General features: G+C 48.1%; 26 protein-coding genes. 21 read left to right on the top strand and 5 right to left on the bottom strand.

Annotated features, from left to right (window positions below; translation table 11 throughout):
• Positions 1-27 precede the first annotated feature (27 nt).
• The 3 genes from OU814_RS23575 to OU814_RS23565 all read right to left on the bottom strand — a co-directional run bounded on the left by OU814_RS23575 (position 28) and on the right by OU814_RS23565 (position 754).
• Positions 28-183: a hypothetical protein gene (locus OU814_RS23575; RefSeq protein ID WP_190652051.1), complete on the bottom strand. Its 156-nt coding sequence runs from the start codon at positions 181-183 to the stop codon at positions 28-30.
• A 173-nt stretch (positions 184-356) separates the two neighbouring features.
• Positions 357-515, bottom strand: coding sequence for a hypothetical protein (locus OU814_RS23570; RefSeq protein ID WP_268242277.1), 159 nt, complete (start codon positions 513-515; stop codon positions 357-359).
• Between the two features lie 17 nt (positions 516-532).
• Positions 533-754 (bottom strand): hypothetical protein, encoded by a 222-nt coding sequence (locus OU814_RS23565; protein WP_268242276.1) that lies wholly within the window; start codon positions 752-754, stop codon positions 533-535.
• Between the two features lie 520 nt (positions 755-1,274).
• On the opposite strand from OU814_RS23565, the gene OU814_RS23560 reads away from it, so the two are divergent.
• The 17 genes from OU814_RS23560 to OU814_RS23480 all read left to right on the top strand — a co-directional run bounded on the left by OU814_RS23560 (position 1,275) and on the right by OU814_RS23480 (position 15,307).
• Positions 1,275-1,472 carry a hypothetical protein gene (locus tag OU814_RS23560; RefSeq protein ID WP_268242275.1) on the top strand — a complete coding sequence of 66 codons (198 nt, stop codon included), beginning with the start codon at positions 1,275-1,277 and terminating at the stop codon, positions 1,470-1,472.
• A 271-nt stretch (positions 1,473-1,743) separates the two neighbouring features.
• Entirely contained in the window at positions 1,744-2,076 is a 333-nt protein-coding gene (locus OU814_RS23555) for a hypothetical protein (protein ID WP_190652055.1), read from the top strand.
• Between the two features lie 162 nt (positions 2,077-2,238).
• A complete protein-coding gene (locus OU814_RS23550) occupies positions 2,239-2,454 on the top strand; it encodes a hypothetical protein (RefSeq protein WP_268242274.1) in 216 nt (71 codons plus the stop codon).
• On the top strand, positions 2,451-2,867 hold the full coding sequence (locus OU814_RS23545) for a hypothetical protein (protein ID WP_190652057.1): 417 nt from the start codon (positions 2,451-2,453) through the stop codon (positions 2,865-2,867). Before OU814_RS23550 ends, OU814_RS23545 begins: the two co-directional genes overlap by 4 nt.
• An 11-nt stretch (positions 2,868-2,878) precedes the next feature.
• Positions 2,879-3,730, top strand: coding sequence for a hypothetical protein (locus OU814_RS23540; RefSeq protein ID WP_268242273.1), 852 nt, complete (start codon positions 2,879-2,881; stop codon positions 3,728-3,730).
• Between the two features lie 65 nt (positions 3,731-3,795).
• Positions 3,796-5,622, top strand: a complete 1,827-nt coding sequence (locus tag OU814_RS23535) for a hypothetical protein (protein WP_268242272.1) — start codon at positions 3,796-3,798, stop codon at positions 5,620-5,622.
• Between the two features lie 477 nt (positions 5,623-6,099).
• A complete protein-coding gene (locus tag OU814_RS23530) occupies positions 6,100-7,083 on the top strand; it encodes a hypothetical protein (RefSeq protein WP_268242271.1) in 984 nt (327 codons plus the stop codon).
• Positions 7,084-7,086: 3 nt separating this feature from the next.
• Complete coding sequence (locus tag OU814_RS23525; RefSeq protein WP_268242270.1) at positions 7,087-7,350, top strand: hypothetical protein; 264 nt, start codon at positions 7,087-7,089, stop codon at positions 7,348-7,350.
• Between the two features lie 305 nt (positions 7,351-7,655).
• Positions 7,656-7,979, top strand: coding sequence for a hypothetical protein (locus OU814_RS23520; RefSeq protein ID WP_268242269.1), 324 nt, complete (start codon positions 7,656-7,658; stop codon positions 7,977-7,979).
• 115 nt (positions 7,980-8,094) lie between these two features.
• The gene (locus OU814_RS23515) at positions 8,095-8,265 is read left to right on the top strand and encodes a hypothetical protein (protein ID WP_268242268.1); all 171 of its coding nucleotides are present in this window, start codon (positions 8,095-8,097) and stop codon (positions 8,263-8,265) included.
• 40 nt (positions 8,266-8,305) lie between these two features.
• Positions 8,306-8,545: a hypothetical protein gene (locus OU814_RS23510; protein WP_268242267.1), complete on the top strand. Its 240-nt coding sequence runs from the start codon at positions 8,306-8,308 to the stop codon at positions 8,543-8,545.
• A 485-nt stretch (positions 8,546-9,030) separates the two neighbouring features.
• Positions 9,031-11,166, top strand: a complete 2,136-nt coding sequence (locus tag OU814_RS23505) for a VapE domain-containing protein (RefSeq protein ID WP_268242266.1) — start codon at positions 9,031-9,033, stop codon at positions 11,164-11,166.
• 55 nt (positions 11,167-11,221) lie between these two features.
• Positions 11,222-11,446: a hypothetical protein gene (locus OU814_RS23500; RefSeq protein WP_268242265.1), complete on the top strand. Its 225-nt coding sequence runs from the start codon at positions 11,222-11,224 to the stop codon at positions 11,444-11,446.
• Positions 11,443-12,540, top strand: a complete 1,098-nt coding sequence (locus OU814_RS23495; RefSeq protein WP_268242264.1) for a hypothetical protein — start codon at positions 11,443-11,445, stop codon at positions 12,538-12,540. Before OU814_RS23500 ends, OU814_RS23495 begins: the two co-directional genes overlap by 4 nt.
• A 578-nt stretch (positions 12,541-13,118) precedes the next feature.
• The gene (locus OU814_RS23490; RefSeq protein ID WP_268242263.1) at positions 13,119-14,024 is read left to right on the top strand and encodes a hypothetical protein; all 906 of its coding nucleotides are present in this window, start codon (positions 13,119-13,121) and stop codon (positions 14,022-14,024) included.
• Between the two features lie 157 nt (positions 14,025-14,181).
• Entirely contained in the window at positions 14,182-14,754 is a 573-nt protein-coding gene (locus OU814_RS23485; protein ID WP_017288886.1) for a hypothetical protein, read from the top strand.
• Between the two features lie 88 nt (positions 14,755-14,842).
• Complete coding sequence (locus tag OU814_RS23480; protein WP_190652069.1) at positions 14,843-15,307, top strand: BON domain-containing protein; 465 nt, start codon at positions 14,843-14,845, stop codon at positions 15,305-15,307.
• A 281-nt stretch (positions 15,308-15,588) separates the two neighbouring features.
• On the opposite strand, the gene chlP is transcribed toward OU814_RS23480, so the two are convergent.
• Both chlP and OU814_RS23470 read right to left on the bottom strand, forming a co-directional pair.
• Positions 15,589-16,812 carry a geranylgeranyl reductase gene (gene chlP / locus OU814_RS23475; RefSeq protein WP_017288889.1) on the bottom strand — a complete coding sequence of 408 codons (1,224 nt, stop codon included), beginning with the start codon at positions 16,810-16,812 and terminating at the stop codon, positions 15,589-15,591.
• A gap of 154 nt (positions 16,813-16,966) precedes the next feature.
• Complete coding sequence (locus tag OU814_RS23470; RefSeq protein WP_268242262.1) at positions 16,967-17,929, bottom strand: DNA-methyltransferase; 963 nt, start codon at positions 17,927-17,929, stop codon at positions 16,967-16,969.
• A 537-nt stretch (positions 17,930-18,466) separates the two neighbouring features.
• Between OU814_RS23470 and OU814_RS23465 the strand changes: the two genes are divergently transcribed.
• The 4 genes from OU814_RS23465 to OU814_RS23450 all read left to right on the top strand — a co-directional run bounded on the left by OU814_RS23465 (position 18,467) and on the right by OU814_RS23450 (position 21,906).
• On the top strand, positions 18,467-18,667 hold the full coding sequence (locus tag OU814_RS23465; protein ID WP_148664733.1) for a hypothetical protein: 201 nt from the start codon (positions 18,467-18,469) through the stop codon (positions 18,665-18,667).
• A 114-nt stretch (positions 18,668-18,781) separates the two neighbouring features.
• Positions 18,782-19,465 carry a deoxyribose-phosphate aldolase gene (deoC, locus tag OU814_RS23460; protein ID WP_017288892.1) on the top strand — a complete coding sequence of 228 codons (684 nt, stop codon included), beginning with the start codon at positions 18,782-18,784 and terminating at the stop codon, positions 19,463-19,465.
• A 9-nt stretch (positions 19,466-19,474) separates the two neighbouring features.
• Entirely contained in the window at positions 19,475-20,380 is a 906-nt protein-coding gene (recO, locus tag OU814_RS23455; protein WP_017288893.1) for a DNA repair protein RecO, read from the top strand.
• Entirely contained in the window at positions 20,377-21,906 is a 1,530-nt protein-coding gene (locus OU814_RS23450; RefSeq protein ID WP_268242261.1) for an MFS transporter, read from the top strand. Before recO ends, OU814_RS23450 begins: the two co-directional genes overlap by 4 nt.
• Positions 21,907-21,974: the final 68 nt, after the last annotated feature.

Here is a 21,974-nt window from a genome sequence, read left to right as displayed (position 1 = left end):
AGCCCAAACGCCTGCCCGGGGATTTTGTTAATTTTTCTTGGTGGCTCCGACTGCATAACAGCCGACACCAAATCCAAATGCCGACCCAAGCAATTTATTTCCAATCTGGCGACCGACGAGGCTACCTAACCAGGTCGAGCCAATCAGCACTGCGACAATAAAAAGTATTCGTCCATTGCCCATTTGCGTTTCTCAAATTCTGCTCATTCATGATGCGGTCTGGTTCAAGATTTCCAGGAAGAACGATCTCCAACTTCACAGTCCGGACATTAACTAAACAAGCAATCCCCCAGTGAGCCTAAACACCTGCCGGGGGATTTTATTGAGGTATCTAAAAAATGCAGACTCTTTAGGCGCTACTTTTTTGCGCGGGCTGATGTTGCGTAATTTCTTAGCTGTTGCTCCGATAATTCGTCGATCTGGCAGCGATATTCTAAGGCGGCTTCCTTAAGGAAATGCAGAGATGCGATCGCAAATTCAACGATCAGGTTTTGGGCAGGGGTTAGCGGTTTCATTATTGGAAATTCTCTCGTTAATTCTCTTCTACACCCTCAGCTTTTACTTTCTCCCAAATCTCAGCGAACCTCGGATCTGTCTGAGACAACCGCAAAACGTAATCCCTAGTCGCAGCCTCAAACCCGTCCCTAGCAGAAGACATCCGAAAGTGACGGGCGATCGCTTCCCCTGCTAACCACACATCGTCAGACAGTCGGGTTTGCCTGTTCTTAGGAACTTTCATATCAGAACTCAACATTTACTACTCCTTACCTTACTAGGTGTTTTGACTTACTCATCTATATTAGCCCGTATTGTCTTCGTTCTGTATGCGCAACGCAGACATATCGCAGATACCTATGAAAGGAGTAAGAATTGATTAATATCTGTAATTTGTCTTTGTATTGTCGTCGTTTCGTCTGCATTTAGCACTATCATATAGATGTGCGAGGGGAGAGACAACCCTGAGCGGGGGTGAAAGTCCCTGACGGAGGGTTCGCTCAGTGGATGCCCCTCGTAGACAGAAAGACTTAAATAATCGTCCGGGGTGACTGGTAAAGGACGTTAAAGCGGGATTGCAACCGCCTTGAACACAACCAAGATTCAAAATTACAGCCCTTAAGTGGGTGTTCCTCTTAGGAGAAAGACCTAAGCGTATTGAGTTGTGAGTGACCTTGTTTAACGTGATCAAGCGAAACTCTCAAGCGCTTTTGCCTCTGTGGCAATCCCAAGATACTCAGGCGATGACTCGGCTAATCAATCACCCAAGGAAAACCAAAATGCTTAATTATTCTGCGATCGCTCTCAACTGCGCTAAACGTGCCCTCAATGGCGATTATCCAGCGGTTCAGACGGTTCAATCGATTGATCCAGATTTCACTCCTGGCGCTGGTCAGGACCTGTATGCGCTGGCGTTTAAGCTACTCGCTGCATTTCTCAATTGCAAAAACTTTCCCGGAGGCGCGGCGGATGTTTAGAGTTGGCGATTTTGTCCGATGGCGAGAGTGCCCATCGCATCTATCAGCCTTTGCCCGTAATCAGATTGTGGCGGTCCAGGGTGATCGCGCACGTCTGAGATGGTTTGCGACTTTCCACCCAATGAGCCAAATGGAGCGCGTCAAGCCCACAGAGATCGAGCGACTCAAGTGTGAGTCGTATCACATGCCGATCAACTAATCAAAATGCCGTCCCCAGACTCGCAATCATCGGACGGCATTATCCCACAAACAACTTGAGGATTTTTTCATTATGGCTGACTCTATTGGCTATTTCGGCGGAAATTACGACCTGCCCGAAATCAAGGAATTTGCAGAAAGATTTGAGGATGCAGCAGGAAATTGCAGCTTATCTGAGAACGATCAATCGGCATTGGTCGCAGTGTTGGCGGTTCATGCTTGGGGATTGAAATCTGGGCTACAAGATGATTTCTGGACGAGCGTTTCGGACGCGATCGGTGATGGCGTTGAAACTTCAATGGAAAACGAGACGGAAAGCGACCCAATGCTGTTTGCGTTGGAGAGCTTATCGACGCTGACAGACCCGATTCAGTGTTGGTCATTAATCGCTTGGCTAATCCAGTAGGGAGAAAATCATGAGCAACTATCACCGTAATGACGGATCGATGATGAGCGGGATTTTCGTATTTGGTTGTGTCCTGCTTGCTTTCGTCGCTGGCTACTGGGTGCGTGACCAGGGCGTTCTATTCAAGGTTGAAGTTCCCGAGATCGAGCAACGGAGGACGAAATGATACGTTTTTCCATTCAACGTACTGCGGTATTGATTGCTCTAGTCGCAATCATCCAAGGCTGTCAGCCTGTCAGTCCTACGCCCAAAAGCGAACCGATAAAAGGCTTTGAAGTCCCTGCTGATCGTCCAGTAATCACTGATTCCAGCCAGATTAAGAACAATACAATTCGCCCGGACGAAGTTCAACGAATCGAGCAACGGAGGACGAAGTGAGCTTATACAAACAGCTTTACAAAGGTTCTCGAAATCTTGGATTAGGTCTGTTAATTTTCTCCGCTGCAATCGGTGGCAGTCAGTTATTTCTCAGAGCGGGTAAGCAGCATCAAACCGACCTACGGACCGCAGAGATTGAGCAGCGCGCCCAAATTGCAGAGAAGCAAGCCGATGCACAAGACCGAGAGGCTACCGCATTTCAGAAAGCAGATCAGTTGAACATTCATCGGCTGATTATCAACGATGTCGGACGAGAGCAAATCAAGCCAGGGCTTCCATTTTGGAAGACGCAACCAACGCAGACCCGATTGATTTTCGACAAATTTGAACGCTGTGCAGGAATTTGGCGAGATCGCAAATTCACGCCAGATACAACCGTCTGCAATAACCCCGATCACCCACTACTCAAATAGGAGCAATTCCAATGGCACTGCGTAACTCTCAACCTCAATCGACTCAATCAAATTCGACTCAGCCCAAATCGAATCACAACACTGAACCGACTGCCGATGAAATCTTCGGTTCGCTTGCTGACTCGATCGCGTGGTTCTTCTCCCGTCCAGCCGCACTTTACAAATGGTGTACGGCTCCAAAAGGAGGGCAGCGAATCTTTCTCGGTTCCATCGCCATTTACTTCTGGCTATGTAGTGCCGAATCTTATTGGCAGGCGTTAGCGATCGGCAATCACTTTTCTAAGACGGGCAAGTTTGATGGGTCATACATTGCAGAAACCCATCCTTCATTTATGCCCAAGCCGTTCAGTCCCAATAATGGCAACATTCAGAACATCGGCGTTGCATTCGCTGATCCTAACTTCTACGTAACGGGCATTATCTCGATCGTCATTCTGGGCGTTCAAGCCAACTTACAGCGTGGTAAGAAGTCTGTCGCTAAAGCTAAGCAGGACTACGAATCGGTGAAGAACTTTCGAGTTGGGGAAGTTCCAAAAGAAGCGATCGATGTAGTTCACATTGAAGCGAAAGCCTACAAGCAAGCAGGAACAGCCAATCATAAAAAGATCTCAGGCGTGGTTCGAGCTTCCTATGTTGTGGACATTGCATCAGCCGTCGCACCGCTTTATCGGTTCATGTTCCTTAGTCCTAGCGCTTTCGTCACTTCTGCTATCTGGACTTACATCAATGTCTTTGCCGCAGAAAAGTTTGTGGCACTCTGGCAAGCCAATGAGGACATCGTGAAGGCTGAGTCTGAATCGAAGCGCTTCCCCAAGGTGCTGAACTTTAGAAAGCCTTCTAGAAACAAATCTGAATCCGCATAGATACGACAAAGGGGAGCCGTCACACTCCCCTCTTTTCCATTCAAGTCCCCGGTGAGGTAAATCAAATGGCTCTAAGCAAGTTTAATCCGCAACTGATGCACGATGATCAGCTTCTCCCTGCAACCTTGCTGGAGATGGGCGACACGCTCAACTTCATCGAAACCCGTAAACATACCCTACGCAATGAGATCAAGACATCCAAGATTGATGCAGGCGTTGGCAAAGTTTCAGGGCTTGCAGGTATTGCAGGCGGGGGCGCATTACTCATCCTCAGCAATCCATTAGGCTCACTCATCGTCGCAGGAGGAGCGATCGCCTATTCGATGGCAGTCTTTGCCCAATGGTTGCAAACTGGCAAAGTTCAAATCATGCCGCTATCCAGCAAGACCCAAGCCGAGCGTGATGTTGAGTTGTCCAGTTCAACCGAAACCGGAAACGCTTACGATGTCGCTGCAATCCAGGGGCAACGCGATTCAATTCGAGAAGATGCAGCCTACTTGAGCGATCGCGAAAAGGTTGAGTATGAATTACTCCACTTCTCCCCAGAAGGCTTGCTATCGGCAATGAACCATGTTCACCCTACGCAGCGATGGGCTTGCTATCAGTTCCTCATTGATGCGTTTCTCGCGGGTACAATTCAGAGCTATTTTGCAAATCCCCAAGCATTGCGAGATGTTTTGGGCAATCCCGCGATTTATACAAGCCATCTGCCAGAAGCATCGAAGCGATTCCCTCAGTACGGATTACAGAGCGCAGGCGCAATCAAAGCCGAAGATGCGATCTCATCATTTCAACCTGCGGCAGTGCCCACCATTGGGACGAATACCCGATTAAATGCGGTAGAGGCGCAACACACGCCAATGATTCAAAGCGTCGCTTCTACGGCTCAAAAAGGAGCATCTGAGGACATTGCTAAATCCCTTGCTGAACATCTGCAATCGACTCTGATTGTTGGGCAACCAGGAGCCGGGAAAGGACTAACAATCGCATATGCAACTCGCTGGATCAAACAGCTTCATCCTGACTGTCAGATTTGGGCAATTGATCCGAAGTCAGATCCGGCAGAGGCGGATTACTGGAAGATGTGCGATCGCTTGCTGCAATGTCCCATTCGTCCGTTCATGCCTGTTGAGGACATGGAAGCCATTCAAGACGCGATCGATAACTTCATTGCTGAGTTTCAGAACTCACATGCACCGATGAAGCTGCTGATTTTTGATGAGGCTCTAGCGGTCAAGGAAAAGACCGGGAAGTGGTTCAAGGGACTGATGGCAGGGTTCAATGCGCTTTGCAGCATGGGACGGAGTTCTAAGCAGTACGGCTGGCTAGTGAGCCAATCACCAAATACCGATGACTTTGGTATCAGTGGCGGCACTCGCAACGTTTACAGACGGGTGCTGTTATTGGCGAAATCAAATCAAGGTTTGATTGCCAATCGTTCGACCTTCTTTAGCGGTGAACCAACGCAATCGCAACTGAACGAAACCGGGCGCGTATTCTTCGACTCGATTACAAATTCGTGGGGAATCACTCCGGTCTATCCCGACCTGGTTCGAGATGTTCCTGCAAGTTCAGAAACAAAATCGCGTAGACAGTCTCTTGAGTCAGTTCTGAGTGCAAACGAGGCGGAACACCCGATCGAAGACTTCTACCACACAGATCAGGTCGTTCCAGACGGGGGTGAAATTGACTCGTCAGAACTCGCAATCAGGGCAGAGATTAAACGCTTTCTCTCCGTCAATCCAGAGGGTTCTAAAGCGCGTGACCTAGCTAATAAAGCTCGTCAGCCAGTGCGAAGAATGCCCGTAGAAGATATCAAGTTTGTACTGGACTTAATGACGCTAGAAAACGAAATCTACGAGGTAGATGGGACGTTTTTCGCTAATAGCTGAATCACTCTGTAGCACTGTAGCATCTGTAGCAATATCCCTTGTAGCAACGATGCTACAGGTGCTACAGCCGTTGCTACAGTGCTACATGCTACATGCTACAGCCAAAAATGCTACACGCTACAGCCCTACAAATTACCTATCAAACTATTAGGAGAAATCCCAATATTCACCACAGTTTCTATCAAGAACTAACCGCTAATGGCTGGCAATTTCTACGCAATGGTAAAGGCTCCCATCAAGTCTGGCAGCACCCAACAAAAGGAATAGTTTCTATCAGTAAAAACATGATCCGAGGGCAGGTTTCCCGCGCAGTAAAGTCGCGGCTAACGGGCGGTAAAAGCTAAGAATGTCCGTAAGTACGTGTAGATTATCACTTCTCAACAAGTGTAGTTAGACTACAATAAGTGCATATAAGTGCAACACCTAGCTACACCTATCGCACTCACAGAAATCAGGAAAAATCAGGAGACTTAAAAAATGAAACTGGACTTAGCGATCGACCGAGGCAATGGATCTGTTAAATGGTTCGCTCATCTTGAGGACGGTCGGAATTACTGCGGCAAGTTCGCGTCAATGATTCTGCAAAATCGAGGGAAAGCCGATCCTATTTCCGTGGATGGCGTTGAATGGTTGTACGGTGCGACGGTCGGATCTGTTGGCTTGGATCTAGCAATTCGCCCTAGCGAGTCAGGGGCACAAGGCAAAGTCGATCATTTCCCCGTGGTTCTCGCGGGTGTGCTGCAGGAATTAATGAAGCTCGGTAACGTTGGGCATGAGCTTGAGATTGAGAACTTAAGTATCGTCTCACCTGTATGCAATCCGACTCTCAAGGCGACTTACGAAACTGCTTTGAAGGGGCGAAAGTTTGCTCTCAAAGGGAAGCAATTGAAGCTCAAGATTAAGAGCGTTGAAGTGTTCCCAGAAGCATCAATCGTTCTCAAGAAGTCGAGTGCAGATATTGTTGTGGATGTCGGGTACGGTACTGTTTTAGGTTCCGTCCGTGGGGTCGATGGTTACTCAGCACTGCTTGAGAATGGCTCTGAGCGGTTACTAACGAAAGTTCTGAATCATCCCAAGTTTGTCGCGAGTATCGACGCTCAAGAGGGCAAATCAGTACCTCAGGTTGAATTACTGGCACTAACCCTGGCTAAGGGTGCAACGTCAATCCGTGGGGTCGATCTTCTACCGCTATTAAGCGAGATTGTGCCGCAATGGTTTGATGAGAACGCGATCGCACTTCTGCCCAAACTGCGTCGGATTGCGAAAGAGGAGGGACTGTCGAGAGGTTGCCTGCTAATTGGCGGGGGCGTTGAATTGCTCAAACTAGCACTGGGGGACTCTGCTGTACCTTGGGCAACTGCGCGCGGGTGCATTCTCACCGAAACATCCGACTTTGCTAGTGTGCAAACGTTGGGTGAGTTATGGGCGGTAAAATCACCTGTGGCAGTCGGAGGACGTTAGACAATGCCCACATCCAAGAAACGAGTCACAATCACACTTACCGGACAGCTTGAGCGAGACTTAGACATCATTTGGACTGCTTACCCAAACCTCAAGGGGAACGCGCTCGAAACGATCGTATTTGTATTGACGATAAAGGCTTCCGAAATCCTTACCGGACAATCACCACGACCGCAGGTGCAACAGCCAGCAGATCAGTCAAAGACCGAGATTCAGGCTCCCACCGAGAGTAACGATCAGGGCGAGGAGGAATGGTCGGACGATTGATCAACTCAATCATGAAGCCCTAGATCTCCTTGTCTAGGGCTTCATGATTGAACGTTTACACATATACAGCAGGAAATTCTAATGAAACTTTCCCCGGAATCCTCGGCAATTATTATGAGAATCGTCGCTAGAAGACGAGAAAAACTAAAACAGAGTCAGCAGGACTCACAACAATCTAGCGAACCGCTACCCGAGATTCAGGCTCCCACCGAGAGTAACGATCAGGGCGAGGAGGAATGGTCGGACGATTGATCAACTCTCACCCCTAGTCATTCCTGGGGGTGTTCTTTTACGAGGGATTTTTCATGGATGAGATTTACGAGCATACCGAAGAATCAGAGCGGGATTTTTACCGAAAAATCGGACACGATACTGATGATTTTGATTCACCCCCAACGATGACGTTTTTCAGAACTCTCGATAGTGACATCCTAGCGATACCCAACCTAAGAGACGTGTTCTGCTCATTGGATTTGATCCACTTTTGGGGTCTAGCAGACAGCGACTCTGGCGACCACCGTTACTTACTCAAAAACAGGTTTTTCGCAACACTTGACGAATGTCTTTTTGCTGCTGCATTCTGCGGTGCTATCCACCTAGCGGTTTACCAGAATGAAGGGTTGGGTTAGGTCTAGGGCTTTATTTTTGGAAATTTGCTTGTTTTTCAAAGGTTTTGATCGCAGAATGTCGCTGCACAAGCAAGAACTACTTGAACACCTTAGATGTAGACAGGAGAAGCAATCCATGAAACGGACAATTATCAATTTAGAAGTTGCGCCAGAAGTCCGCGATATTGCTAAACAGAAGGCGATCGATCTGGGTTACGGATGTAACGGCGGGGTTAGTTCTATGCTGCGAGACTTCATCCTTGGCAATCCAGCACCCGCGCAAGCAAAAACCCCATCTGCCAGCTAGTGCAGTTGGGGCGAATTCACATTATTTCGAGGATTTTAACATGTCAGCTCGATCGAGAAAATTAACGGCTGCTCGCAAATTTCAAGCAACGGGACGCAATCCTAGAACGCCAGACGAAAAACTTATCGCTGAAAAACGGCAGTGGGAGATATCCGCTACTGCTCGCGTGTGGGGAAACGAGCCGGATACCGTTCTCTACTGGCATTGCAGCAGTCAAGAGAAGCGCGAAAAGCTAGACAACTGGGCGCGTCTCGCTGAGTCTCGTCGCAGAAAACCCTAGGCAAAGCAAAAAACCGCGTAGAAGGGTGACACCTTCACGCGGTTCTCAAAAACTTTAAGTCGGATTCAGCCTGCAAGCGACCGACTTATCAAACCAAATCACCCATAGCGGGTATACGACACATGGTAGACTTTTTTGCTCAATCGGTCAATAGTTTAGACTCAAACAATTCTAATTCTACTGCGTTCATCGGGTCGATCCTTGATCACATCGACAAACTAACCCCGACTCGCGAGAAGGGCAAATATATTTGCCCAGTCTGCAACAACGGTAATTTATCAATCAATAAATCGGGTAAATTCAAGTGTTTCAACGATTGTTCTGGATCTGATATCTGGAAAGAGATCTCCTCTCACACTGAGAGGAGATCTCGGTCTGTAGTTCCAGTTGATCGGACGGTACACAAGAAGGCTAAGCCAGTGCTGAACGGTGATCACAAAAATCATTTTAGATCCGAGGGCTTTAGCGATGAGCAAATTGCTGAGATGGAATCGCTAGGGGTCTGCTCTATCAGCGAGTATGACGCAAGAAGCCGTAGGATCGGGTGTGCGTCTGACAGTGGTGAGTTTGAGTCTTCTAGCGGCATTTGGATGCCGTTTGCGGGTGAGTTTGGGCAGTTGCGGTGCGACAATCCGCCTATCAAGGATGGGAAGCCCGCGAAATATCTAACGCCATGTGGCAAGGAATCGCAAGCATATCTACCCGAAGGCTGCGAGGTTGTCACCGAAGGCTTTAAGGATGCGATGGCTGGGACCATGATTGGCGGCACTCCCACTGGCGCGATCGCGGGTGTGAGCCATTACAGAAAGTCATTGCAGACCAATTCAGGACTTACGATTCTTTTTGATGCGGACGGGTGGATAAACCCGAGTGTGTTCACAAATTTATTCAATGCTGCGACGTGGACAGGTGGCAAGATTCAGCTAGTGCCGACGATTGAGAGTCAACCTAAAGCTGGACTCTGTGAGTATTTCAAGTCTGGCAAGACCGCAGAAGACTATCGCGCGTTGATTAATGACGCAATGTTGCCGCTAGACTTTCTCTACACACTTCCTCAGTACTGGGAGGATTTACCCAAAGATCGCTTTAACGCTTGTCTCAAGGCAGTTCTAAAGCTCCTGGTAATCCATGAACCAGACAAACAGAAAGTGATTGCTTTCTTAGACTCCCTTGGCGAAAACTTTGAGGAGTGGGAACCGCAGATCTACTCAATAGCGCGTCAAAAGATTACCGACTACCAGAAGCTCCGCGACTTTGAGGGTTTAGCCTCGCTGAAAGGTGCTTTTTTGTGGGGTGCAATCTATCAGAATATTGCCCTCTGGGACAGGCTTAAACTTATCCAAGCATTTGGTGATCGCTTCAAGTACAACACTCTCAAGCAGCAAGTAGAGCTTGACGGAAAAAGATTTAGCTTGGACGGAGTAAAGGCAAGACTTGCCACAGAGTACGGGTTTCAACCAAGAATCAAAGGTAAGGATGATTTTTGCGATTTATTCCTGCTCACAGTAAAGGCAAATTCTTATGATCCGATTTTGGATTATTTAGAGTCTGTTTATCAGAAATATGGTAATGACACCTCAATCCTTGAAGGGCTTGCGGAGCGGCACTTTGGGCAAGATGAAACCATTGCAAACACAATGACTGTTAAATGGTTAATCGGCGCGGTTGCTCGAATCTACCAGCCTGGATGCAAGGTAGACAGCGCTTTGTTTCTGCAAGGAAAGCAGGGTTACTTTAAGTCAAGTTGGTTCAAAACGATGGCGGGCGGCTCCGAGTACTTTGCAGACGGTTTGGGTGATGTCACAACGAAAGACAACCTGATGAAAATGCACCAACACTGGATCTGTGAGTGGGCTGAACTAGAAACCGTCTTTAGAAAAAAAGAAATGTCAGCAGTTAAGGAGTTTCTCACCCAAACTCGCGATACATTCAGAAAACCTTACGGTCGCGATGTTGAACCATACGATCGCAAGTCTGTTATTTGTGGAACCACAAATGAGCAAGAGTTTTTGTCGGATTCCACGGGCAATCGACGATTCTGGACTGTTGAAGTAACTCGCAAGATTGACCTAAAGTTAGTCTCAAAGGAGAGAGATCGTATTTGGGCGGCAATCGTAAGCCTTTACAAAAACGGTCATCCTTGGCATCTATCCGAGCTAGAGGACAAAGCAGCAGAGGCAGCGGCGAAACAGTTTGAAACTCAAGACCCTTGGGTGCAGCGAATCGAAGAAGCTTGCGGACAGTCTCGGTTCATTACGATCCAGATCATCCTGGATGATGTGCTGAAAATTGAGCCAGGTCGCCAAACCTCCGCAGATAAAAGACGCGCCAAGGCTGTCTTAGAGCAACTAGGCTGGACACCCGACAGAGACTATCTCAACGGGATTCGGGTACGTGGCTACAGTGCCCCGCAACTGCCGGAAACACTTGACGATGTTCTATCCCCAGAAACGGAAGCGGCTTTAATCTGTGAGATTTTGCAGCAAGGATCGGGGGCTGATTTTGAGCAAGAGATCGAGACTTTGCTTACCAAAAGATCGGAAGTGAGAAGCCTTGTTAAGCAATGGTGCAAGACAGAAGCTTCGATCGACGTGCAAAGATTGATTCTTGGCGCAATCTGACGCATCTAGGGCGGCAACCGACCGCCCCAAGCATTTCCCCACATCCAAATCAAAAATGAAAACTTGGTTCTTTACTGGCGAAGCTGCGATCGCTCTTGATTTGCCTGCCGAAAAATTGAGAGACTTGTATAGGTCGGGTATGTTCAAAATGGGCTTCCACGTTCGCGATGTGTCGCCCAATGGCTCAAGACGACCTACGCTGCAATTCCACGTCAATCGCTGCCAAGAACAGCTTTGTATGCCTCCTGAGAAGCGCAAAACTTACCCATTGAACAAATGACGATAGAACAGGTCAACGCCCGCCTAAAAGCGGCTAACCTTGGCGTGACGATCGAGGCGCGGGGCAAAGGTTCTGTGCTGTCATTGCGAGCAAAAGTCCCAACTAAAACGGGCGACGGCTCCCCTAAATGGCAGTACATCTCATTGGGGCTGCAAAACAATCCGGCAGGGCTAAAACGCGCAGAAGCAGAAGCGCGCAAACTATCGGGACAAATCGCCTGTCGTGAGTTCCAATGGTCTGATTGGGTAGAAACCAAGAAGCCTGAATCTGACACAGTTTCAGCATGGATTGAGCGCTACGAAATCGAATATTTCAACCGTCGATCGCGCACCCCAAAATCTGAAACCACATGGAAAACCGACTACAAACAACCCTTTGGGCAACTGCCTCCGGATATCCCGCTCACTGCTGAAATCTTGCGTCAATCAATCCTTGAGACGGCTCCAGACACGCGCAATCGGCAACGGCGGTGCATGGCACTAGGGCAGTTAGCCAAATTTGCAGGCATTGAATTTAATGCGGCTGATTTACGTGGGGACTATTCGCCTAAACGGGTGAATCCGAGAGACTTGCCCTCTGATAAGGAGATCAGCGAATGGCGCGATCGTATCGACCATGAGCGATGGCAATGGGCTTTTGGGGTCATGGCTTGTTATGGATTACGAAATCATGAGCTTTTCCATATCGACCTAGAACGGTTGCGCGATAGTCCTGTCCTCACATTGACTGACGACCTTCACGGAGGCGGCAAGACGGGCGCTAGAAGGGTTTGGGCACTCTACCCCGAATGGTGGGATAAATGGCACTTGTGGGACATTTCCCTATTGCCACAGGTCACGGGGAAAACAAATTCAGCTTTGGGGAATCGAGTGACGAATGCGTTTAAGCGGTACGGAATCTCGCAACCGTACAATCTGCGGCATTGCTGGGCAGTACGCTCGATCGACTTCTTGCCCGTAGAACTCGCAGCAATTCAAATGGGGCATTCCCTGGCTGTCCACTCGGAACAGTATCACCATTGGATTTCTGATGAAGTGCATCAACGCGCATACGATCGCGCAATGCTCAACCCTGACCGACCATCACCACCATGAGCAAGATGTGAGCAAAAATTAGTAGATATTGCTGCATAATTTGGCACAGTTAAGGATATTTAAGCCGCCCTTAAAGTCAGTCTAGGGGCGGCTTTTCAGCGTTTTAACCACTAGAGCCATATGTATCAATTTTGGATTGTGGTTCCTCCACTCGGGGGTTCGAGTCCCCTCGTTCGCCCTTCCTGGTTCTAGTAAATCCAAATGGAGACTTTTCTGAAGTCTCCCTAGAGCCGAAAATTAAATCCTTCAAAGGTGGGCAAAGTCCATCTCTTGACCCTTTGCCCTGTTCGACAAAGGGTCGAATTTTTTATGGAAATCTGTAAGCGATTCACGCTTTTAGGTCTGAAAGCTTCTTGATTGAGTAGACGTTACGATCGCCGCTTTCCATGTCTTTTTCCTTGCGAGTCGTGTGTCCCTTGAACTTCTAAAAAATTGACCTTAACTGAGATTCCTGAGATCCCTAACTTTCCTTAATTTACCCTTATCGACTGGGGGAAGCAGACCGAGTAACTTAAAGATATCAACGACGAAAGCCTCTTCAGATAAGGCTTTCAAGACTTTAAGAAGGAGCTTCCCACATGACCGTCACTCTAAAATCTCAATTCCGTCACGCTGTACTCAAAGCCACCGCTCTCTTGAGCATCACGGTTCCACTCCTGATGCTCTCAGCCCCTGAAGCTGCCCAAGCAGACGCACCCCAAGCTCAATGTACTCAAGCACTCGGCATCAATATCTGTGCCAATCTGCAACCTGCCGCCTATGAACTCTACGCCCAATCCAATAACATCACGAGTGAAAGAACGCTGTTGCCGCCTGAAGGCGGGTGTCCGGTTTTCACAATCAACGCTCCGAGTGGTCGTTTTCGGGTAGAAGGCTGTTTTAAACTTGGTTCACCTGCCACACTGGAAGGTGCAGTGACACGCATCGGCACGACTCAACAACAAGCGTTTAGCTTGAACTTACCCGACGGCCACTTCTTAGGAGACGACCGCCATTTGGGAGAAAAAGGATATGCGTATTATTTAGATGGTGTACAAGTGGCAACGGAACCGAAATGGTCACGTCAAGATGCAATCACTCACCTGGAATTGGCGAAAAAGACTTATCCCAACCGAAAGGGCGAAGGCTATTTCGACGGGAGGAAGCTGGGGTATGAATTATTTTGGGATGGGGTGCGAGTCGGTTTTGAACCAAGTTGGAGCATTGCACAGGCAATCAATAACCTGCAATACAACAAGAAAGCTTATCCTGAGAAGCGAGTTGAAGGAATGCTCAACGGACAAAAGCTGGAGTATGAATTGTTTTGGAATGGGGTACGAGTGGGGTTTGAACCGGGTTGGACAAAGCAACAAGCGATCGACAACCTCCGTTGGAATAAGCAGACCTACCCAAATAAAAACGTAACAGGCTTGTTCAACGGTGAACCGATCGTTTTCCAGCGACCCGCTACCCGTCCTTCAGTTGTGAGACCCTCATCAGTCTAAGCACAGTTCCTCCCGTTCGCTGTGTAGAGTGTGGGGAGAAGATGCAACGTTCCTCCTTCTGAAGCGGAAGCATATCCCTTGCGAGTGACGACTCAATGCTTTTGAAACAAGAAGATGGTATCACAAACTACAAAATGTGATTAAGCAGGAGGAAAACATGGCTGTAATGAACCATAGACGAGCCGTTGGTGTCTTTTCCACTTCTCAAGCAGCAGAACAGGCTTTAACTGAATTGCGGGATGCTAGATTTCCGATGGATCGCGTCTCGGTGATTGGGCGAAACACCGATCGATTGGAAGACAGTCGTCATATCGGGGAAACACATGTTCAGGATCTTTCTGAAACCACTCATGTTGATGAAGGATTGAAGACAGGCGCAGCAGCAGGCGGCGCAGTTGGGGGGCTAACAGGCTTACTTGTTGGACTGGGTACACTTGCAATTCCTGGTGTAGGACCAATTCTGTTAGCAGGCGCGACAGCAACAACACTCGCAACGACCTTGGCAGGTGGAGCGATCGGAGCTGCGGCAGGCGGGCTGCTTGGTGGACTCATCGGGTTGGGAATTCCAGAAGATCGAGCACGGGTTTACCACGATTACGTTACTCGTGGAGAATATCTTGTGATTGTCGATGGAACAGACACAGAAATTCACCAGGCTGAATCTATTCTCAAGCATCGAGGCATTCACGATTGGGAAATTTACTCTTCTCCGACTTCTGCGGTTCGATAAAACAGACGGTGAGATAGCTACGGTCTAGTGCGGCTTTGACGATGCTTTCTCACTTGTGTTGAGACTGTAATTCTAGAGCAATAAACCTATGAAAAAGATAATGACGCTAGCGCTGAGCAGCATTCTCCTACTTGGAGTCGCTGCTTGTGAAAGCAATTCATCAAAAACGAGTGAAAGCGCTCCCAATTCGACTGAGAAGACTGGGGAAGTTCCGACGAATCAAACTGCCCAAAATAATCAGAACGATGCCGCAAGCAAAGTGCGAAGAGATCAATTGAACTCTGATATTCGCGCTCGCGAACAACGGAGTAATGCAACGGGCGGAGATACTGATCGCGCTGATAGTGATCTAGCAAGAGAAGTCGGCAGCAAGCTGGAAGCGAATATTCCCAATGGTCAGTTAGCGATTAAAGCGAAAGATGGTGCAGTCGTTGTTTCTGGGACCGTACAAACTCAAGATCAGCTCAATAAGATTGAGCCTTTATCCAAGGAGATCAAAGGCGTTAAGACAGTCAACGTTGCGGCAAAGGTTGCTCCTGCTCAAAAGCAGTAGTGTGTGCAATTTTCAAATCGCAAGTAAACAGGATTTGAAAATTACATAAGCCTCAATCATGGATGTCCTGATTCGCTGAGAATCGCACAATCAGGACGTCCACTGATTTATAAGCAAAAGTTACTAGCTCTCAAGAGCAAATGGCACTCAGTAAAGTTGAGTTTGAGTTAGAGAAGATGCGATCGCGTATCGTCTTCTTCTCAAAGATTCAAGTTGAAGTCGTTAAAAAAGAGCGATCGTACAGCACTGTATGATCGCTCTTTACAATTTATTTGCTCAACTTAAGGCGCTAACGCATTTCCGCGAATCAAGCTGCCGATTGTTTTCGCCGTAATCTTTAATTGCACCAGCGGATTTGCCGGGACAACCGTTTTGTAGAGATAGCTATCGAAGGTCAATTTCTGAACATCGATATCCGAGCACATTTCGACGAATGCTTCGCGAGTTGCATCCGTCCGATAGAACACGGTTTGCAGAATATCCAACACCTTGTAGGTCAGACCATACTGCTTATCCCACCGCTTGAGATAAACTTTCAAATCTGCCTCAGTGGGAATCCGACGACCGTTTTCGGAAAATTCAACGATCGTTTCTGCACACATCCGCGCTGACTTCGCTGCGAAGTAAATTCCTTCACCGGAAGATTTCGTTACGGTTCCCGCTGCATCACCGACAAGGGCAACGCGACCGACAACGCGCCGAGGTCTGGGATGTTCTGGAATTGGATGCGCTTCGACGCGAATGATCTTACCGCCTCTCAGCTTTGCTGCCGCACGAGCACGAATTCCAGCTTGTAGCTTTTTGATGTCTGCTTTGTTGGGCGACATCGTTCCGGTTCCGACCGCAACGTGGTTGTATTTCGGAAACACCCAAGCGTAGAAATCTGTAGAGACATCATCGCCCACATACATTTCTGCGAGGTCTTCGTAATACGCCATCTTGTCGTCTGGCAAGCTGATGCGCTCTTGGAACGCGATCGCATAGTTATAGTCACCTGCATCGATCGCTTTTGCGACGCGTGAGTTTGCCCCATCCGCGCCGATCACCAGATCGACTTCTAGGGTTGCCGCTTTTCCTTCTAAGTTGCCATCGGAATGATCCGCATAGTGTAAGGTATAAACCCCGTTTGCACTCGTTGGCAATTCCAGCTTGTGCATCGTGCCGTTAATCAGCTTCGTGCCACAAGCCACTGCGCGATCGCGTAAAAAGCCATCTAAGACTTCGCGGCGGCACATGCCAATATATTCATCGTCTTTCAAAGTGCTGCCGATGCTGACTTCCACGTTGGACGGGGAAATCATTTTCATCTTGCGAACTTTACGATCGATAATTTCTTCTGGCAAGTCAAACTCAGCCACCATACAGAGGGGAATAGCCCCGCCACAGGGTTTTACGTTGTCTAACTTGCGTTCGATCAAATAGGTTTCAATACCTGCTTTTGCTAACGTTTCTGCTGCGGATGATCCAGCAGGTCCGCCGCCTACAACTGCAACCCGGAGTGTCAAAGGTTTTCTCCCAATTTCTTAAAAGCTACGAGAGCAATGGTATCACGCCTGTTTTGCTCATCTGTTACGGAGTGCCGCAAGTTGAAACACAGCTTAACAATTCCTCTCGCAAGGTTTCGAGTGCATCAATGTACTTATGCTGAACACTTTGCAATTACTCTATAGAACTGATGCGAATCTCTTGCTCTCTTAACGTATTGCGCTCCCAAAATACACCGTCTGCCAATCCTTGAATTTTCGGATCAATCTCTGCTAATTCCAAACGGCGCTCTGTGAATAAACAATATTCTTCATTCTGCTCAATTCCTAAGTAGTGCCGTCCTAATTTCTTTGCGACGACTGAAGTTGTGCCACTGCCAAGAAACGGATCAAAGACAAAATCTCCGGGATTGGAGCTGGCGAGAATTAATTTTGCAATCAATTTTTCACTTTTTTGAGTGGGATGGTCGGTATTCTCCGGCATTGACCAAAACGGAATCGTAATATCTGTCCAAAAATTCGAGGGATGAGTATCGCGAAAATTTCCCTGTGCGGTCACTTGCCAATCCTTCGGCGTTCCGTCCTGAGTCCGATAAGGCGCAATCACCCGTCGGCGCTGCTTCACTGCCTCGACATTAAAGGTGTACTCGTGAGACATCGTACAAAACCAAATATCTTCGCTGGAATTTTTCCAATTGGTTTTGGCTCCTCGCCCCTTCTCACGTTCCCAAGTAATGCGATTTCGCACAATAAAATGAGTCGCAGCAACCGTGAAAATCGAAGCAGAAGACAGCCAATCGCCACAAATGTAGATCGAAGCAGTCGGTTTCAGCAAAGGCTTGAACTGAACGATCGCAGCATCGAGCCACTCGGTATATGCCTCGACGGTACGACGCTCAAACTTGAAGCCATTGAAATTCTTCGTCAAATTGTAGGGCGGATCGAGAATTAACAGATCTACAAATCCAGTCGGCAGCAGAGCAGCGATCTCCAAGCTATCCGCTTGAATCGTTCCGGTTCTCAAGTCTGAACTCAGCCTTTCGATAGAAATCAATCGCGGTCGAAGTCGATCGCGATCTAAATCTGTGAGTTCTAGGCTACGATTTCGATTCGCTTTCAGCTTTTTAGCGATTGACATAAGAGAATCCTAACGTTTCCTTTAAAAACCATCGTTTTTGCGGTTGTCATTTAGCACATTCTGCTCTGTTAGTTGAACTTTTGTAGAAATACTTTAACCAAAGTAATAGTTTTTAGCGAATTCCCCGGACACGGTTTAAAAAATTAATGGGTAAGGTATTACAGTATTCAGATTTTTTCGACAATTGGGCATTCTAACGATTGCACAATTTCAGTTCGACAACTTCTGTCACTCAGATTGGGTAAGAAACCACTTCCATTTATCTTCAGGGTTGACTTGTCATGATGTTCAAAATCGATAATTTTATCTGCGTACAATCACTTAGGCATCGACTTTTTTCTCAGCTCAACCTATGTAAGAAGCAATAACTCCACCGTGTAAACACTGGATTCGTTTACTTCGATCACGTAGAATAGTGGTCAAGATGATGAAGCGAGTCCACCACCGTAGATACTCTATCTTCATAGGTTGCTGCCCATGAGTACTTTTCTAAAGGCTACACTGACGGCAACTTTGGCTGCGAGTGTATTACTGATAATGGATGATTCGAAGCTGGTTCGAGCAGAAAGCAGTCCATCTACCAATGGTTCAAAATCCGCACAAGTTCAAGATGCAAGTCCGGTTGCATCCATCTCGATTCACTCCACTGTCCGTCATTTGGCTGAACCATTACAGAACAGCTTCGATCCAGAACCCAACGATCCTCCTAAAGGAACAGGCGGGTCAGGAACCCGTTAGCCAAAGAGTTTCGATGTTTCAATGTTTTGCTTTCAGTTCCGCAGTTCAGTTCGCTGAGCTGCGGATTGTTTTATGCGATCCTGAAACAGGTGTGCTTTCTGAGAACAGTGCGTTATGACTCAACCTTATTCCGATATTGACCTTGCGCCCTTTATCGATCATTCGCTGCTTGCCCCGATCGCGACGCCTGTGCAGGTCGAGCAGTGGTGTGAAGAAGCCGATCGCTATCGGTTCGCCTCGGTTTGTGTCCTGCCTGTGCATGTTAAGCAAGCCGCCAATCTGTTACACACGAAACAACCGCGCGTCGCAACGGTGATCGGATTTCCGATCGGTGCAAACACCTCAAACGTCAAACTTTATGAGGCACAAGATGCGGTCGAAAATGGAGCGAGCGAATTAGATGTCGTGATTAATATCGGCTGGCTTAAATCTGGGAACCTCGACGCTGTGCATCGAGAAATCGCTGAAATCCGAGAAGCGACCGGATGTCCGATCAAAACGATTTTAGAAATGTCGCTTTTAACAGAACAGGAAAAACGCACAGCCGCAGAAATTTGTTTAGATGCAGGTGCGGCTTTCCTGAAAACAAGTACAGGTTGGACAGGGGGGGCAACGGTCGCAGATGTGCGCCTTCTCAAAGAAATTGCGCAAGACCGAGTCGGAATTAAGGCTTCTGGTGGAATCCGTACCGCAGAGCAGGCTTTGGAGTTAATCGTGGCGGGAGCAACTCGACTTGGAACCTCACGAGGTGTTGAGTTACTGCGCCAGCGCGATACCCTGGATAAGAACCCGTCTTAATCCGTCTACATGAGTCGAACTTACAAAGCGATCGGGATCAATCTCAAAGCGATGCCTCTCGGTGAATCAGATCGGATTGTCACGATTCTGACGAAAGAGTTTGGGCTACTGCGTGCGGTGGCAATGGGAGCACGTAAGCAGAATTCTAAATTGGGCGGACGGAGTGGATTGTTCGTTGTCAATCAACTCCTGTTTGCGAAAGGTCGATCGCTCGACAAGATTACGCAAGCCGAAACGCTCGAATCTTATCCGGGATTGGCGCGGAACTTGAAGAAATTAACTTCAGGACAATATTTAGCAGAACTGGTGCTGCAGCAAGCTTTAAGTGAACAGCCTCAGGAAGACTTGTTTTATCTCTTCAATGAACATCTCGGTAGAATTGAGCAAGCCACGGATTCTGAGGTTCTCCCCCGCTTGATTCACGCGATTTATCAACTTCTCGCGATCGCGGGAATTGCTCCCCAAGTGTATCAGTGCTCAGTGACGGGAGCCACAATCGAGGCCTTCGACCAACTTGATCCAGTCTGTGGATTTAGTGGAGCCGCTGGCGGTGTGGTCAAACTTGATGAACTCGATCGCATTATTGAAGAACAAGCTCCACGTCACCGAGTCCAGTCACCTGTGGGAGAATATCGAGTAGAATCCTCAACTTCGTCGCAGACGACAGTCACCGATTTCCCCCGTAAATTCTTCTCGTCGCGTTCCCTCAATGTGCCGCTTCACGCCCCTGAACTGGCCGCCCTTCAACAGCTTCCCCAAGCTGACTCTCCTGAACCTGACCAGTTTCCGACGACGACCTGGTTGATCCTAGAAAAGTTGCTCCGTCAGTATGCTCAGTATCATTTCGATCAACCGATTCGATCTGCTGCGCTGATTGAGAGTTGTTTTGCACCCGATTCGATGCCGAAACCATGATGCGACCCTCCCCTTCTGATGATTACGTTCTCATGTCCTCTCCGTTAGATAAAGATGCGATCGGCTTGAATTCCCGTCCAAGTTCGGAACCGTTTCGCTCTCAGCCACCGACTGGGAATGGGCGATCGCCGATGCCCAAGGAAAATTTTTCTCCAGAATCAAATGGCAATGGTTCTAAGAAATACGTATCAGAAGATAAGCCTGTCGAGCCGAAACCTCCAGAAGAAGTAGAACAAGGATTTGCTCCTGTTCTAAAAAATCGCGCGTTTCTCACGCTCTGGTCAGGACAAGTCTTTTCCCAACTTTCCGATAAAGTTTATCTGGTGTTGATGATTGCGCTGATTGCGAGTCGATTTCAATCAGAAGGGCAGACGATTAGCGGCTGGGTGTCGTCGATCATGATTGCCTTTACGATTCCAGCAATCCTCTTTGGTTCGATCGCCGGAGTTTATGTCGATCGCTGGTCAAAAAAAGGAGTCCTCGTCGCGACTAATCTTCTCAGGGGCGCACTGGTTTTCATCTTGCCGATCGCGCTTTGGCTGACCAAGGGTTGGACAACCTTTCAAGGGTTACCCGTTGGATTCTGCTTGCTGCTCGGCATTACATTCTTAGTGTCAACGCTGACCCAGTTCTTTGCACCAGCCGAGCAGTCGATCATGCCGCTTGTGGTAGAAAAGCGGCATCTGCTCTCTGCAAATTCGCTTTACACCACGACTGCAATGGCATCTGTGATTGTCGGCTTTGCTGTCGGAGAACCCCTATTAGCCTTAGCGGATACGGTCGCGAGTTGGTTTGGGGGAGGCACGGATTTTGGCAAAGAATTGTTGGTGGGAGGAGGATATGCGATCGCGGGTGTTCTGCTTTTACTCATGCACACCAACGAGAAAACCCAAGACATTCCCTCTCAAGAGCAACCCCATGTTTGGGAAGATATCAAAGACGGGCTGCGATTCCTCAAAAATCATGCCCATGTCCGAGGTGCATTAATCCAGTTGGTCATTTTGTTCTCAATTTTTGCGGCTTTAGCCGTCTTAGCCGTCCGCTTAGCGGAAGTCATGCCTGAAATTAAATCCTCACAATTTGGATTTTTGCTCGCGGCAGGCGGAGTAGGGATGGCAGCAGGAGCCGCGTTACTGGGGAGCTTCGGACAGCGATTTGCTCATGCGAGACTCGGCACAATTGGGTCAATTGGAATTGCAGGTTCCCTTGTTGGGATTGCATTTTTCTATTCTCATCTCTGGATTACCTTGGGACTTTTAGCGGCGTTGGGTGCCTTTGCCGCATTAGTTGGCATTCCCATGCAAACAACGATTCAGCAAGAAACGCCAGAAGACATGCGCGGGAAAGTGTTCGGATTGCAGAACAATGCCGTGAATATTGCATTATCTCTACCGTTGGTCTTAGCGGGAGTTTCTGAGACTCTATTTGGATTACGGGCTGTGTTTTTAGCCCTTGCCGCGTTGACGATCGCAGGAGGATCTTTAACCTGGTATATTGCTCATACCACCGATGGGACTGAAGAATAAGCCTTAATACCTAGAGACGAGTTGTTTCTAATACTCTTCGCCCTCGCTGATTCCCTAGCCTCTATTAC

Source organism: Leptolyngbya sp. GGD, from assembly GCF_026735145.1.
Taxonomy (GTDB): Bacteria; Cyanobacteriota; Cyanobacteriia; order Leptolyngbyales; family Leptolyngbyaceae; genus Leptolyngbya; species Leptolyngbya boryana.
Note: the sequence above shows the minus strand (reverse complement) of the source record. Positions and strands in the feature narration are given on the sequence as shown.

What these genes read in the sequence shown, in the direction of transcription:
- OU814_RS23490 (WP_268242263.1), top strand. Translation starts at nt 13,119, where the DNA reads ATGACCGTCACTCTAAAATCTCAATTCCGTCACGCTGTACTCAAAGCC.
- OU814_RS23530 (WP_268242271.1), top strand. Translation starts at nt 6,100, where the DNA reads ATGAAACTGGACTTAGCGATCGACCGAGGCAATGGATCTGTTAAATGG.
- OU814_RS23560 (WP_268242275.1), top strand. Translation starts at nt 1,275, where the DNA reads ATGCTTAATTATTCTGCGATCGCTCTCAACTGCGCTAAACGTGCCCTC.
- OU814_RS23510 (WP_268242267.1), top strand. Translation starts at nt 8,306, where the DNA reads ATGTCAGCTCGATCGAGAAAATTAACGGCTGCTCGCAAATTTCAAGCA.
- OU814_RS23535 (WP_268242272.1), top strand. Translation starts at nt 3,796, where the DNA reads ATGGCTCTAAGCAAGTTTAATCCGCAACTGATGCACGATGATCAGCTT.
- OU814_RS23570 (WP_268242277.1), bottom strand. Translation starts at nt 515, where the DNA reads ATGAAACCGCTAACCCCTGCCCAAAACCTGATCGTTGAATTTGCGATC.
- OU814_RS23565 (WP_268242276.1), bottom strand. Translation starts at nt 754, where the DNA reads ATGTTGAGTTCTGATATGAAAGTTCCTAAGAACAGGCAAACCCGACTG.
- OU814_RS23555 (WP_190652055.1), top strand. Translation starts at nt 1,744, where the DNA reads ATGGCTGACTCTATTGGCTATTTCGGCGGAAATTACGACCTGCCCGAA.
- deoC (WP_017288892.1), top strand. Translation starts at nt 18,782, where the DNA reads ATGACTCAACCTTATTCCGATATTGACCTTGCGCCCTTTATCGATCAT.
- OU814_RS23495 (WP_268242264.1), top strand. Translation starts at nt 11,443, where the DNA reads ATGACGATAGAACAGGTCAACGCCCGCCTAAAAGCGGCTAACCTTGGC.
- OU814_RS23450 (WP_268242261.1), top strand. Translation starts at nt 20,377, where the DNA reads ATGATGCGACCCTCCCCTTCTGATGATTACGTTCTCATGTCCTCTCCG.
- OU814_RS23500 (WP_268242265.1), top strand. Translation starts at nt 11,222, where the DNA reads ATGAAAACTTGGTTCTTTACTGGCGAAGCTGCGATCGCTCTTGATTTG.
- OU814_RS23525 (WP_268242270.1), top strand. Translation starts at nt 7,087, where the DNA reads ATGCCCACATCCAAGAAACGAGTCACAATCACACTTACCGGACAGCTT.
- OU814_RS23465 (WP_148664733.1), top strand. Translation starts at nt 18,467, where the DNA reads ATGGATGATTCGAAGCTGGTTCGAGCAGAAAGCAGTCCATCTACCAAT.
- OU814_RS23480 (WP_190652069.1), top strand. Translation starts at nt 14,843, where the DNA reads ATGAAAAAGATAATGACGCTAGCGCTGAGCAGCATTCTCCTACTTGGA.
- OU814_RS23540 (WP_268242273.1), top strand. Translation starts at nt 2,879, where the DNA reads ATGGCACTGCGTAACTCTCAACCTCAATCGACTCAATCAAATTCGACT.
- OU814_RS23470 (WP_268242262.1), bottom strand. Translation starts at nt 17,929, where the DNA reads ATGTCAATCGCTAAAAAGCTGAAAGCGAATCGAAATCGTAGCCTAGAA.
- OU814_RS23485 (WP_017288886.1), top strand. Translation starts at nt 14,182, where the DNA reads ATGGCTGTAATGAACCATAGACGAGCCGTTGGTGTCTTTTCCACTTCT.
- OU814_RS23550 (WP_268242274.1), top strand. Translation starts at nt 2,239, where the DNA reads ATGATACGTTTTTCCATTCAACGTACTGCGGTATTGATTGCTCTAGTC.
- OU814_RS23505 (WP_268242266.1), top strand. Translation starts at nt 9,031, where the DNA reads ATGGAATCGCTAGGGGTCTGCTCTATCAGCGAGTATGACGCAAGAAGC.
- recO (WP_017288893.1), top strand. Translation starts at nt 19,475, where the DNA reads ATGAGTCGAACTTACAAAGCGATCGGGATCAATCTCAAAGCGATGCCT.
- OU814_RS23575 (WP_190652051.1), bottom strand. Translation starts at nt 183, where the DNA reads ATGGGCAATGGACGAATACTTTTTATTGTCGCAGTGCTGATTGGCTCG.
- OU814_RS23515 (WP_268242268.1), top strand. Translation starts at nt 8,095, where the DNA reads ATGAAACGGACAATTATCAATTTAGAAGTTGCGCCAGAAGTCCGCGAT.
- OU814_RS23520 (WP_268242269.1), top strand. Translation starts at nt 7,656, where the DNA reads ATGGATGAGATTTACGAGCATACCGAAGAATCAGAGCGGGATTTTTAC.